Consider the following 13,205-nt stretch of genomic DNA (forward strand, 5'->3'; position numbering starts at 1 on the left):
TCCGCTATTATTTTTTACAGCAATATTTCAGTTTTAAGCCATCCAGATTTTACCCAATAATTCCTGCAGGAAGGTTTGATCTTTGAGCGGACGGATCTCATAAATCTTTTTAGTATTCTTTCTGATATGGACCGGTATCTCGCGCACCAAACCATCCCGGGCCACCAAAAAGTTTAATAGTTCTCCCTCTTTGGCATGCTGAACAATGAAATCAATTTCTTTATCTTTAACATCGAGTCTGATGTTGTTGATTGCAATGAGTTCATCTCTGACATTCAATCCGGCCTCGTATGCACCAGAATCTTTTTCCACGGTTGCTACTGAGATTAACCCGTCTACTTTATTTGTGGTAATCCCTAATGTTAAGGTGCTGTTATTAACATTTGTGTCAATAATTTCATAACCAACTAGATTGAAATAATCGTTATAGTCCAGTTCGCCATCCTGATGCGCCGCGTCGAAAATATCATCTAACGAAGTGCCAGCGATGCGCTCCGCGAGACTTTTAAATTCATTTTCTTCAAATCCGCGATCGAGTTTCAGGAAAAACTCTTCATAAGCTTCACGAATAACATCATCCAATTTTAATTTACCTTCCGTAGCTGCGATAATTTTAATATCCAGCAATGCTGTCAGCATCGCACCTTTATTATAGTAAGATATACCTGAATTTATTGAATTTTCATCCGGTCTATAATGTTTAATCCAGGTATCGAAACTTGAGGCAGCTGCAGACTGTATTGCATGCCCGGGACGATTCAATACAATATTAAAATCGTTAGCTAACAAAGAGAGGTATTCTTTTTCGCTATAGAATCCACATCGTTTAATAATGAGGTTATCATAATACGAAGTGAATCCTTCCATAATCCATAGTCCCGTGGTATAGTTTTCGGCATCGTAATTGAACGGTCCTAAAGCTTTTGGACGTAAGCGTTTCACATTCCAAAGATGAAAATACTCATGCGCCACAAGGCTCAGGTAATTTTTGTAACTGGTCTCGTTAAGATAGGCATTTCTTGACGCCCCCAAAACTGTGGAATTGAGATGTTCTAACCCACCACCTCCAGACTGATAATTATGTGTAATAATAACATAACGCTTATTTGGGTTAGAACCCCAAATACGGGTTTCTTCTTCAACAATACGGGTGATATCTTTTGTCAATCGTGCTTTATCATAACTTCCCCCTCCGACCATGGCACACTCATGTTCTACACCTGCAGCATGGAATTTCCAGATATCCTGATTACCGGCTTCGATGGGACTATCGTACAAGATATCAAAATTTGGCGCATAAAATTTATGCTCCTCAATTTGCTCAAGCCCGGTTGATATGCTCGTCCAAGTATCTTTTAAATCTATGCTGACTGTAGTCGGATGATCTATCCGGTTATCAATATAGAAGAACGTCGCTGTGGGTACAATAAAAGCATGGTCGCTATCAAAAAAATTAGTACGTACTGAAGCTTCAAACCCATAGACGGCATAGACTACTTCAATTTGATCCAACGATTCTGTAGGTATTCGCCAGGTATTTTTAGAAATTTTTTGATAGTTGATTGTATTTCCCGTTTTGTCAAGCGGTCGGAATCGTTCTACATTTTTAGCGTATTCGCGAATCAAATAGGATCCAGGAGACCATACCGGCATTTTTAGATCGACATAAGGCTGGTTGAGATTTGTTATGCTCATTTTCACCTCAATATAATGAGCTTGCACTTCTGAAAATGATACTTCAAAATGTATTTCGGGTATGTTTAAATGGTCACTATCCATGAAAAATAAATTTAGTATGAGCTCACAAAGCTAGAAAGTATCGTATGATTAATCAAACAAAAAAATATATTAATGGTTCTTTAATAACTGCAATAGGTATGAAATAGTAGGTCATAGGAAGATATTAAAATTCTCTCCAATATACTATTTTTCAGTAAAAGATATAGTATAATTTGAACAATTATTCGTGTTGCTTTCGAAGGAAACCCTATTTATGAGGTTTGTTGAAAGACGCAAAAAATCTGTTTTTTATCAGAATTTTTGCTAAGTTTGATACAATAGTTTATTGGGGAAAATAATCAAGAATTTGTATGATCTTAGTTGTTGATAGCGGCTCTTCAAAGTCGGATTGGAAATTGGAATTGCCAGATAGTGCGCCTATCTCATTCAGTACAAATGGACTTAATCCTTTTTTTGTAAATGAAAAGGAAATTACACGTGTTATCAAGGAAATACCCGAAATTATTCCATATGCTGATGAGGTTACAGAATTGTATTTCTTTGGTGCGGGGTGCATTACCCCTGATCGTAGGGAAATGGTATCGAATGCATTGACCCCCTTATTTGAAAATGCCTATATTTCTGTTGAAAATGATCTTTTTGGAAGTGCTTTAGCGACATGCGGTAATAAAAAAGGTTATGTAGCAACCTTGGGAACTGGGTCGGATCTCAGTTTCTTTGATGGAGAAGAGTTGATGCCTTCACACAATGGAAATGGCTATGTATTGGGTGATGAAGGTTCTGGAGCTTACTTCGGTAAAAATTTAGTTAGACTTTTTCTGTATGGACGTATGCCCAAGGATCTAAATGAGAAATTTGCGAATAAGTATAGAATCAATAAAGAGATTGTTATCAAAAATGTGTATCAAAAGGAGCGTCCAAATGCATTCTTAGCATCTTTTGCACCCTTCATGTCAGATAATATTACGCATCCATTTATTATTGATTTGGTTAAGAGCGGATTTGAGGAATTTGTTCAGGCATCAATTTTGACCTATCCAGATTATAATAAATATGACTGTCACTTTGTGGGTTCTATTGCATATAGTTTTGATCTAATTTTACGCGAAGTCTGTGATACACATCAGATCAAGGTAGGTACCATTTTAAAATCTCCTATTAACGAGCTGTTCAACGCAGTATTGGAAAGAGAGAGTAATTCATTATTAAGTCTTTAAACTAATTAAATATGATTATCGCTACTATTATGGTGTATATGTCAATGTTATTTGGCAATCCCAATTTTTATGATTTTAAGTTTACATCGCTTGAAGGTAAGGAAGTCAAAATGTCTGATTTCAAAGGTAAAAAAGTATTGATTGTGAATACTGCATCTAAATGTGGTTTTACAAAACAATATAAAGACCTCCAAGAATTACACAAAACTTTTGGAGATAAGCTGGTCATTATAGGATTTCCAGCAAATAATTTCGGACAACAAGAGCCAGGTTCAAATGCGCAAATTCAAGAGTTTTGTGAACAAAATTATGGTGTTGATTTTCTAATGGCAGAGAAAGTGGATGTGAAGGGTGATCAAATTGCTCCATTATTTAAGTATCTAACTGCACAGGAAAATCCCGATTTTAAGGGGGAGATTAAGTGGAATTTTGAAAAATTCCTGATCGATGAGCATGGTAAGCTTGTACACCGTTTCCGTTCAGCGACCAATCCACTCGATCCAGCAATTGTAAATTGGGTTAAAAACTAAAAGTCATTAAAATATCTAATAAAAAGAGCTGCGATTTCGCAGCTCTTTTTATTAGATATTTTAAGTGATATGTTTATTTTTCTTTTATACAGGCATTATAAAGCACATTTATACAATCTTTTCGTAAGGGATTGAATTCTTCACTTTCCGGAATATTGCAGCGATTTGTGATAACTATAAACGACGACGCTGAGACCAATCGCTTTATACCGACGCATCACTTCTTTAAGACCAAGATTGACCGATGCGGACTGTGCAGATAAAAATGTTGGAAGCAATTGAGTAATTAAGAAACGGAGTAAGAGAAGATGCTTTCTCATGAATTGATTTGTGAGATCTTAGTAATCGTATGCATGTAAGGAAATTCTATCTAAAAAACTGCAATAATCATAGATTCCATGCGGTGCAAACCTGATCCGTAGATCGCTCTGATAAACAACAGGGCGATTGATTCAACTGATCATTCAGCAGAGATAGGGATGTAAATAATCAATCCAACAATCTTTAGGAGGCGTTAAATTTGCGGTATTCTTTTTGGATACAATCCATAAATTCGCCTAATGCGCTGTTTTTACTTTTTTTATTGGAGACAAGTATGATTTCTGTTTTGCTATCTATGTCTTCAATTGCCATAGTTTTTAGTTTCAAATGTGGATACTGTTTGATAGTGGAAGCGGGGACTACTGCTAATCCCAGACCTTGTGAAACCAATTCGAGAATAGAAGACATCGAGTTGCTCTGATGCACAATCTTAGGTTCGAACCCCATGCGGTTACACGTATTAATAACATGGCGATGATATTCAGACGCATATTTTTGATTGAAAGAGATAAAACTTTCATTAAAGAAGTTAATATCACTAAACGCTATCTGTGTCGGGCCTACAATGACCATGGGATCTTCGAAAAGAGGAGTGGTCAATAATTCACTCGAATAAATCGGAGAACGCATTATACCTAGATCGAGTTTACCATTTTCTAGCGCCAATTTCTGTTTGTGTGTCGACGTTTCAAAAAGACTCACTCTTAAGTACGGAAATTTCTGTTGAATGTGTTTCAATACTGTTGCGAGCATTCTCTTAGGCGTTGAACTAATGTACCCCAATTTGAATTCTCCAGAAATATTGTTGTGGATCTGCTTCGTGATTGTTTTGCTGTGCTCTATATTTTGAAGAATTTCCACGACCTCCTCCAAAAAGTATTTACCGGCTTCTGTTAGTTCGACGCGTTTGTTGGTCCTGAAAAAAAGGATGACCCCCAACTCGTCTTCAAGGTCTTTAATCTGCCGGCTTAACGGCGGTTGGGACATAAATAGACGTTCTGCTGCTCGGCCAAAATGAAGCTCCTCGGCTACTGTTTTGAAATAAATAAGATGTCGTATTTCCATCGATACTTTTTTGGTATGAATTCTTGACAAAATAAATATTTTTAATGAAATCCAGTTAGTCTTACCTTTAAATTATTAAAAAATAATGGGTGGGCTACAATACAATCAGTCTGCATATGGTCGTGCCGTATGCGGCTCGTCCGAATTTCAAAAAATAAATAATTTACAGATGAATAAAGCAACTTTACAGGAAATTGAAACACGGTTTGACAATGATGTAGAACGTTTTTCAAATTTAGAAACAGGCCAGGCGACCACACTGGATGCGGTTTGGAACATGGAGCTCATTACAGATGCCATTGCAAGTGTTTATCCAAATGCAAAAAATATATTGGATATTGGATGTGGCGCTGGAAATTACGATGTTAAGTTATTGCAAAAACTGAAATCTAATCCAAATTTTAGTCTTGTAGACTTAAGTCAACCCATGTTAAATAGAGCACAAGAGCGTGTAAGTGCGCTGACAAAAGGAGAAATTCAGTTGATAAAGGGAGACTTTAGGGAAGTTTCCTTGGAAGAGGAAAAATTCGATGTCATTATTGCTACTTCGGTTTTACATCACTTACGGGATGACGAGGATTGGTTAAGCACTTTTAAAAAGTTATTCCGTCTGCTACAATCAGGTGGAAGTGTATGGATTTTTGATTTGATAGAACAGAATAACGTTCATCTCCAAAAGCTAATTTATAAGGAGAAATATGGCGAATATTTAACTAAATTGAAGGATGAGGAGTATCGCGATCATGTTTTTGACTATATTGAACATGAGGATACGCCGAGATCTCTGGTTTACCAGCTCAATTTATTGACCGATGTTGGTTTTAACAATGTGGATGTTTTGCACAAGAATTTATGTTTCGCTTCTTATGTAGCCTTTAAATAACGGGCTGCAGAAATAGGACTTAAATAAATAAGGCGATACGGGGAGTATCGCCATAAAATCACACTAACTATTAAAAAACCTATAGGACTAGGATTTTACATATTCAATAAACCAATTTCCGTCTTATCCCACGCTCTTCCAACATTATTCCCAGTCACATGTGAGATGTTAAATAAATAATAAAATGTAATTATTGAGGTCAATACTTTAAAAAAAACAAGCATTTCCATTGGTTTACGTAAAGATATATCTTTATTTTTTAAATACAAATAAAAATCATGAAAATTGAAAAATTATTATTATCTAATCGTTTTCAAGAACTCCTTCCAAGCGATTTGATCTGTTTTGAAGGTTAGATCATCAATGAGAACCGATTCAATTGGTACCCATCGAAACGATTGAAGTTTATTGTCTTCCGGTTTTTGATCTGGATCAAAATCGAAAGCTCTGTTCGTAGTTCTGATTTGAATTGGTGAAGTGTTCTTAACCTGATAGTAAATGGATATTATCTGACTATCATTAAAGCTTGATTTCTCATAAAAGTCAGTGGTATAAATGTGCTTAACGACAGCAACTTCAAAATTACACTCTTCCTGATACTCCCGGATCAAGGCATCCAATAAACCTTCTCCATATTCTAAGCCCCCGCCGGGGAATTTGGTAAATGAAACATTTTCCGTCCTTTCGTCACTGATCAACACTTCCTGTTTTTCATTGATCAATATTCCGTACACTCTTACGTTAAATGGAAACATGAGTTAATTATGTTTGTATATATTTAGGTCTTTTTTATTTATAGTGGCATAAAGCCGTTGTCAATAGCAAGTTCGTCCAATCCAATATAAGAATAATGTCTAGGAAGGAACCAGCCTATCGCTTCCATAATGTTCGTAAACTCTTTTTCTGTGCTGAATTGGTTGGCAACGATATTGAATGCTAAATCTTGTGTAGCATTATCTTCATCTTTATAATTGCGTGCAAGAAGCATAATTTTAGCATTCTTTACCCCATAGTAATCCAAAAATTCACGCAGTTGTGTACGTACTGTTTGCGGAAGAATAGTTTCAGCTGGCTGCCCAACTAGTATTTCTTCATCTTCGCCAATAATTGTTGGTGTATTTTTCTTCGAAAAAATGCTCTCATCCGTGTAAAATTCCTCGTTCAGAAAGAAGTTGACCAAATCGCCATAGGTGAACACCCAATCTGGATTTTCATGCTGTGTATTAATTGCAATACCAAATCCCCTTGGTAACACAAAATCTTTCAGTCGATTTTTGATGACGAACGCTTGAAAGTTCTGATCTTTTGGAGCGCTTTCAAGTTGGAAATAAGGAAATCCGTCCGGACCAACGACCACTTCTGTCTCGGCTAATTTTAAGGTACATTCAGCAATATTGGTTAAAAATGCATCCCGCCATTCCTCATCCCGATCTTCAAAAGGAATCTCCATCAGACTATTCACGATGATTGTTTTTTCCAGGTCTCCTAAACGGTTATCATCCCCGTTGTTACTATCATCAAATAAATGTATTGTATTCATCTCGAATTGTGATTTTATGATTTGCAGGTAAAAGTAAAAGAATATTTATTAATTAACGACGTTTTCTCGATTTTGAAGAACCTTTCCGCGGATTGGTTTGACTACTAGAAAGCATTTTCTCCCAGCTTAGCAAGTAAGGGTGCTGATCGTCAATTCTAATTTGCCGTTTTAAGGATAGTTGCAATTTGATCCATTTTTCGTTGTCTTCGGCGTCGCAAAACGTAAAGGCTTTTCCATCAGCCTCAGAACGACCAGTCCGGCCGATCCGATGGGTATATAGCTCTGGCGAATCTGGAACTTCGTAGTTGATGATCGCCTCCAGATCCGGAAAATCTACTCCACGTGCCAATAGGTCTGTTGCAATCAAAACACGTACTTCTTTTCGTCTAAACTGAGCAATGATCTCTTCTCGTTTTTGCTGCGACTTATCGCCATACAAAGCCAAACAAGAAACACCACTTCGGTTTAATGCTGTTTCAATCCGTTCGACTCCTTGCACTGTTCGCGTGAAAACGATGGCCTGCCGTGAAATCCTGTTTTCAAGCAGATGACCCAATAGGCTCTTTTTATCATTCTTGTCGACATACATTACAGATTCCTCTATCTGGCCCTTTTTTAAAGCTGTATCAATAATGATCTCGACAGGGTTGTTTAACTTTTTTCGAACAATTTTTTCGATTTCGGCGGTTTTTGTGGCCGAACTAAAAATAGTTTGTCTTTCAGCAGGCAATTTATTGATGATTTTGTTGATATCCAACGCAAAGCCGAGATCAAGCAGTTGATCGAATTCATCAACCACTAAGGTATCTATCGTCTTCAAATCAATGTTCCCCTGATCCAGAAAATCCAGCAAACGCCCCGGAGTGGCAAGGATCATATGCGCTTGAGGATAAAGTTCCAATTGACTTTCATAAGTTCCACCGCCGTAAAAGCTGGCGATGATCAAATCCATACCTTCGATAAGATTCGATATGCGTTGTTGGGTTTGAATACAGAGTTCCCTGGTCGGGAGCAGTACAAGTACCGATAGACGGTCAGCGGTAACTTTAGTTCGTAAACGCTGAATAATTGGGATCGCGTAAGCCTCAGTTTTCCCCGTTCCAGTCGGTGCAATCGCTAAACAATCCCTGCCCTCCAAAATGGCAGGGATAGCTCTTTCTTGAACTGATGTAAGCGAAGAAAGCTTTTGTTTTTCAAGATTAGCGCTAAGGAATTTATCGAGTTTTAGTGTTGAAAAATTCAAAATAATGAATGTAAAATCCAAAAATAGAAATTAAAAAGGATAAAGCTGGTTTTACGTCGTTACAGGTATTAAAAAAATATGTAAATTAGGATTTTTTATCAAAAAGTACTAATTTGATAAATTAGAATATTCTATTTCAAATGAGGGCTGTCGTTTGTCAATTTATTTGACAAACACGAATTATATAGAATAATATTTTTGTTAAATTTGTTGAAACAAAAAAGAATATGTTTGATACTGCATTTGACCAAAACAATGAATCTATTTCCACTTTGAGCTTTGATGAGTTCAAAAAGATTATTGTGAATGACTATCGAACTGCCTTGGAAAGTCGTTACGTAAGTTTATTAGGACGTAAAGAAGTGCTTACCGGTAAGGCTAAGTTTGGTATTTTTGGCGATGGAAAAGAATTGGCACAAATCGCGATGGCTAAAGTTTTCAGAAACGGAGATTGGCGATCGGGATATTACCGTGACCAAACATTTATATTTGCTTCAGGCATCAGTGATGTCTACCATTTTTTTTCTCAACTGTATGCCCACCCCGATGTAGAGGCAGATCCTTCTTCTGCAGGAAGACAAATGAATTGCCATTTTTCGACACGTGTTGTGGATGATCAGGGAAATTGGTTGAACCAAATGGCTCAAAAAAACTCGTTTTCAGATATTTCAACAACAGGCGGGCAGATGGCAAGGCTATTAGGGTTGGGGTTGGCTTCTAAATTGTATAAGCAAAATAGAAATTTAGATTACCTATCTTATTTTTCGAATAAAGGAAACGAAGTTGCCTTTTGCTCTATCGGCAATGCTGCCACTTCTGAAGGTGTATTTTTTGAAGTCATTAACGCAGTAGGGGTTCACCAGATCCCGACCGTGATTTCCATTTGGGATGACGGATATGGCATATCTGTACCCAATGAAATTCAAACAACGAAAGGAGATATTTCAGAAGTGCTTCGAGGATTTCAGAAGGAAGAATTGACCAACGGGATTGAAATATTCAAAGTAAGAGGATGGGATTATGCAGGATTATGTGAAACTTATGAAAAGGCTGCCCATATTGCCCGTGAGAAACATATTCCTTGTTTGATCCACGTGACCGAATTGACACAGCCCCAAGGCCATTCTTCTTCAGGTTCACATGAGCGTTATAAATCTAAGGAAAGATTACAATGGGAGGCTGACTTCGATTGCATTGCAAAAATGAAAGACTGGATAATAAGTTCGGGAATCGCCACCTTAGAAGAGCTGGAGCAACTGGATCAACAGGCTAAAGACCATGTTCGTCAAGAACAAAAGCGAGCTTGGACCGATTATATCAAAACGTTGAGTGTGGAGGCAAAGGAAGCCATAGATTTACTTCAGGGTATACCGAACGAACGCGCTGATTTTGCTTCCAAAAAATTGCAATCGATGGTTGAACCTTCTTTAAAAGAGGTGTATGGTCAGGTGCGCAAGGTGCTGCATGAACTGAAAGGACAGCATAGTGAGGAACGTCAGCAATTATTAAGTTGGTACAAAGAAAAGCAGGCGGTCAACGAGAAACGTTATAACTCGAAGTTGTTTACAGCTGGTGTCGATTCTCCTGCTCATGTAAAGATTGTTCCTGCTTTGTACAGTGAAGAGGCTAAAGTTGTTGACGGCCGTGAAGTCCTGAATTTGTGCTTTGAGGAGAACTTTAGACGTGACGAAAGGCTGTTGGCTTTCGGAGAGGATGTGGGTAAAATTGGCGATGTAAATCAGGGTTTTGCAGGATTACAGGAGAAACTTGGTGTACATCGTGTATTTGATACTGGTATTCGGGAGAATTCGATTATAGGCAAAGGGCTTGGTTTGGCAATCCGCGGGTTCCGTCCGATAGCCGAAATCCAATATTTAGATTACCTAATTTACGGCATTACAGTAGCAAGTGACGATTTGTCAACTTTAAGTTACCGTACTTTTGCTGGACAGAAAGCGCCAGTGATTATTCGTACACGCGGCCATCGATTAGAAGGTATATGGCACTCCGGGTCACCGATGTCGGTCATTTTAGGCGCTCTGAGAGGTTTACATGTGTGCGTGCCGCGTAATATGACCCAGGCAGCGGGGATGTATAATACCCTGTTCCGCTCTGATGAACCGGCTATTGTTGTCGAATGTCTCAATGGGTATCGTCTAAAAGAGCGTCTACCAGAAAACGTTGGTGAATTTACGGTACCAATCGGTTATGCCGAATGTGTTAAAGAGGGAAGCGATATTACTGTAGTATCCTATGGTTCCACTTTGCGTGTTGTTGAAGAAGCCGCCATGGAATTGGAACGCTTGGGGATATTTATCGAAATTATTGATGCACAGACATTGCAGCCTTTTGACAAAGGAAAACTTTGCGCCGAATCACTGAAGAAAACAAATAAGCTACTTATTGTAGATGAGGATGTGCCAGGCGGGGCTTCAGCCTTTATCTTACAAGAGGTGTTAGAGAAGCAAAATGGCTACTATCTATTGGATAGTCAGCCGCGGACGCTGACTGCAAAAGCACATCGCCCGCCATATGGCTCCGATGGGGATTATTTCTCGAAGCCATCTTCTGATGATGTTGTCGAGACAGTATATGCAATTATGCATGAAGCTAATCCAGAAAAATATCCATCTATGTTTTAATAGATGGATATCTTTTTGCTTTACTAAGCTATATATTCCAAGGGTTGGGATGATATGTTTTCTTAATTGAATATACTCGCCGCGCCAATCATAGCTGCTTTTTCACCAAGTATTGCTGTATAAATTTGAAATCTCTCAAATTCTTTTCGGTCACTAATGAAAATAGGTAGCGCTTTGGCGATATTGCCACCGACTATAAATATTTCAGCAGCATGTTTCTCTGCGAAGAACTGCATAAAATCAAAGAGATGTTTAGCATATTCATCTTTGATGATTTGAAATTCATCAGTTTCCCGATGATGATCTAAAATATCTTTAAGTCCCGTAACATCTTTTCCTGATACTTCTTTGAAACGTTTGATGAACCACCGTGTGACAAGAAATTCTTCGAAAATACAATCTCCATAAGGACTATTCCATAGTGCCGCATCGAAAGCTTTCTCACCTTGATTCCAAACTGCAGATCCAAGTCCAGTGCCCAACGTAATTCCTAGTATACGCTTATTCGTTTGCAGTTGTTGTACGAATATTTCACCTTGTAAGAAAGCCGCTGCGTCATTGATAAAGTGAATAGACATAGGGGACAGTCCCAGTTCTTTAGCTAGCAGAGATTTGATATCTTGGTTGTAAAGATGGTCGTATTTGCTTTGTCCTTGTATCTTTGATATTCCATTTTCGTAGTCAAACGGGCCAGGCATGGCAATTCCGATGAATTGAATAGGAGCAGGAGAGGTGGCTACAATATCACTAATAGCTGATGACCAGGTTTGTAAAATCGTTTTAGCATCTCCTTGAGAAAAAACGTGGCTTCTGGCCACGTTTTCTAGGTATATATTCCATTGTTTTGTGTCAATGATACAGGCAGAAATATGTGTGCCTCCAATATCAACACCTACGACATAATTATCTTGCAGCATGTTTGTAACTTTGATTTTTAAGTAGATGATCCGCGATTACAAGTGCCGCCATAGCTTCCACAATAATTACTGCTCTTGAAACAACACAAGGGTCATGTCTTCCCTTGCCACTAGCAATAGCAGGGTTGCCATGGACATCCACCGTTTCTTGATCTCTCATGATAGTGGCAACAGGCTTAAATGCTACTTTGAACGTAATATCCATACCATTTGAAATCCCGCCCTGAATACCTCCAGAGAAGTTGGTATGCGTGTGCACTCGAGTTAAATCATGGTCATCTGCTACAAATATATCATTATGTTCGGAACCTCGCAACTCTGATCCAGCAAAACCTGAACCATATTCAAAACCATGTACGGCATTGATGCTCATCATTGCCTTGGCAAGATCCGCATGTAGTTTATCAAAGACGGGTTCGCCTAAGCCCACGGGGACATGTCTGATGACAGCCGATATACGTCCACCAACAGTATCACCAGCTTTTCTGATAGAATCGATAAATTCAACCATTTCATTCGCTGTTGCTGGATCCGCGCAACGTGCGATGTTGGATTCTCGTAAATCAAGAAGGCTCTTAAGATCTTTTGTATCCACATTTGGTGCTTCAATAGTACCAACTCCAGAAACGTGGGCAAAGATTTCTATACCAAATTGGTTTAGAAAGCTCTTCGCTACAGCGCCAGCAGCAACACGGGCTGCAGTCTCCCTTGCAGAAGAACGTCCTCCACCGCGATAATCACGGATGCCATATTTCATCTGATAGGTGAAATCAGCATGAGAAGGTCTGAAAATATCTTTGATATGTGTGTAATCTTTTGAGCGCTGATCTTCATTTGGAATGACAATTGCAATAGGTGTACCTGTTGATTTTCCTTCGAATACACCGGATAATATTTGTGCTGTATCACTCTCTTTCCTTTGCGTCGTTATTTTGGATTGACCTGGTTTTCGTTTGTCGAGCTCAGACTGGATAAAATCCTCGTCTATTATTATATTTGAAGGGCAACCATCAATAATTACACCGATAGCTTTGCCATGTGATTCGCCAAAAGTGCTGATTCTGAATAAGTCGCCAAATGAATTTCCTGCCATAAAAATTAAATTTC

12 protein-coding genes are annotated in these 13,205 nt (G+C 38.3%); 4 read left to right on the forward strand and 8 right to left on the reverse strand.

From position 1 onward, the window contains the following. Nucleotides 1–33: 33 nt before the first annotated feature. Nucleotides 34–1,779, reverse strand: coding sequence for a M61 family metallopeptidase (locus tag QE382_RS06680; RefSeq protein ID WP_307185207.1), 1,746 nt, complete (start codon nt 1,777–1,779; stop codon nt 34–36). 311 nt (nt 1,780–2,090) lie between these two features. On the opposite strand from QE382_RS06680, the gene QE382_RS06685 reads away from it, so the two are divergent. Continuing rightward, nucleotides 2,091–2,957, forward strand: coding sequence for an N-acetylglucosamine kinase (locus tag QE382_RS06685; RefSeq protein WP_307185208.1), 867 nt, complete (start codon nt 2,091–2,093; stop codon nt 2,955–2,957). Between the two features lie 11 nt (nt 2,958–2,968). Next, on the forward strand, nt 2,969–3,487 hold the full coding sequence (locus tag QE382_RS06690; protein ID WP_307185209.1) for a glutathione peroxidase: 519 nt from the start codon (nt 2,969–2,971) through the stop codon (nt 3,485–3,487). Between the two features lie 140 nt (nt 3,488–3,627). Here the strand turns inward: QE382_RS06690 and QE382_RS06695 are convergent, their stop codons facing one another. Further along, nucleotides 3,628–3,807, reverse strand: a complete 180-nt coding sequence (locus tag QE382_RS06695; RefSeq protein WP_307185210.1) for a hypothetical protein — start codon at nt 3,805–3,807, stop codon at nt 3,628–3,630. A gap of 184 nt (nt 3,808–3,991) precedes the next feature. Continuing rightward, a complete protein-coding gene (locus QE382_RS06700; protein WP_307185211.1) occupies nt 3,992–4,903 on the reverse strand; it encodes a LysR family transcriptional regulator in 912 nt (303 codons plus the stop codon). Nucleotides 4,904–5,042: 139 nt separating this feature from the next. On the opposite strand from QE382_RS06700, the gene QE382_RS06705 reads away from it, so the two are divergent. After that, nucleotides 5,043–5,756, forward strand: a complete 714-nt coding sequence (locus tag QE382_RS06705) for a class I SAM-dependent methyltransferase (RefSeq protein ID WP_307185212.1) — start codon at nt 5,043–5,045, stop codon at nt 5,754–5,756. 299 nt (nt 5,757–6,055) lie between these two features. Here the strand turns inward: QE382_RS06705 and QE382_RS06710 are convergent, their stop codons facing one another. Genes QE382_RS06710 through QE382_RS06720 form a run of 3 tightly spaced genes read right to left on the reverse strand, consistent with a single transcriptional unit; the run spans nt 6,056 to nt 8,560 of the window. Then, nucleotides 6,056–6,511 (reverse strand): NUDIX domain-containing protein, encoded by a 456-nt coding sequence (locus QE382_RS06710; RefSeq protein ID WP_307185213.1) that lies wholly within the window; start codon nt 6,509–6,511, stop codon nt 6,056–6,058. Between the two features lie 38 nt (nt 6,512–6,549). Further along, entirely contained in the window at nt 6,550–7,296 is a 747-nt protein-coding gene (locus QE382_RS06715) for a hypothetical protein (RefSeq protein WP_307185214.1), read from the reverse strand. A 52-nt stretch (nt 7,297–7,348) separates the two neighbouring features. Then, nucleotides 7,349–8,560 carry a DEAD/DEAH box helicase gene (locus tag QE382_RS06720; RefSeq protein ID WP_307185215.1) on the reverse strand — a complete coding sequence of 404 codons (1,212 nt, stop codon included), beginning with the start codon at nt 8,558–8,560 and terminating at the stop codon, nt 7,349–7,351. A 206-nt stretch (nt 8,561–8,766) separates the two neighbouring features. Between QE382_RS06720 and QE382_RS06725 the strand changes: the two genes are divergently transcribed. After that, nucleotides 8,767–11,181, forward strand: a complete 2,415-nt coding sequence (locus tag QE382_RS06725) for an alpha-ketoacid dehydrogenase subunit alpha/beta (RefSeq protein ID WP_307185216.1) — start codon at nt 8,767–8,769, stop codon at nt 11,179–11,181. Nucleotides 11,182–11,243: 62 nt separating this feature from the next. Here QE382_RS06725 and QE382_RS06730 read toward each other — a convergent pair whose 3' ends face one another. Together QE382_RS06730 and aroC are read right to left on the reverse strand one after the other, a co-directional pair. Continuing rightward, entirely contained in the window at nt 11,244–12,098 is an 855-nt protein-coding gene (locus tag QE382_RS06730) for an ROK family protein (RefSeq protein ID WP_307185217.1), read from the reverse strand. Continuing rightward, on the reverse strand, nt 12,085–13,191 hold the full coding sequence (aroC, locus tag QE382_RS06735) for a chorismate synthase (RefSeq protein WP_307185218.1): 1,107 nt from the start codon (nt 13,189–13,191) through the stop codon (nt 12,085–12,087). The genes QE382_RS06730 and aroC overlap by 14 nt, the downstream gene beginning before the upstream one ends. Nucleotides 13,192–13,205 lie beyond the last annotated feature (14 nt).

This window comes from Sphingobacterium zeae (assembly GCF_030818895.1).
GTDB classification, from domain to species: Bacteria; Bacteroidota; Bacteroidia; order Sphingobacteriales; family Sphingobacteriaceae; genus Sphingobacterium; species Sphingobacterium zeae.

Coding starts and splice junctions, on each gene's coding strand:
- QE382_RS06715 (WP_307185214.1), bottom strand. CDS start 7,296: ATGAATACAATACATTTATTTGATGATAGTAACAACGGGGATGATAAC.
- QE382_RS06705 (WP_307185212.1), top strand. CDS start 5,043: ATGAATAAAGCAACTTTACAGGAAATTGAAACACGGTTTGACAATGAT.
- QE382_RS06695 (WP_307185210.1), bottom strand. CDS start 3,807: ATGAGAAAGCATCTTCTCTTACTCCGTTTCTTAATTACTCAATTGCTT.
- aroC (WP_307185218.1), bottom strand. CDS start 13,191: ATGGCAGGAAATTCATTTGGCGACTTATTCAGAATCAGCACTTTTGGC.
- QE382_RS06680 (WP_307185207.1), bottom strand. CDS start 1,779: ATGGATAGTGACCATTTAAACATACCCGAAATACATTTTGAAGTATCA.
- QE382_RS06690 (WP_307185209.1), top strand. CDS start 2,969: ATGATTATCGCTACTATTATGGTGTATATGTCAATGTTATTTGGCAAT.
- QE382_RS06725 (WP_307185216.1), top strand. CDS start 8,767: ATGTTTGATACTGCATTTGACCAAAACAATGAATCTATTTCCACTTTG.
- QE382_RS06730 (WP_307185217.1), bottom strand. CDS start 12,098: ATGCTGCAAGATAATTATGTCGTAGGTGTTGATATTGGAGGCACACAT.
- QE382_RS06685 (WP_307185208.1), top strand. CDS start 2,091: ATGATCTTAGTTGTTGATAGCGGCTCTTCAAAGTCGGATTGGAAATTG.
- QE382_RS06710 (WP_307185213.1), bottom strand. CDS start 6,511: ATGTTTCCATTTAACGTAAGAGTGTACGGAATATTGATCAATGAAAAA.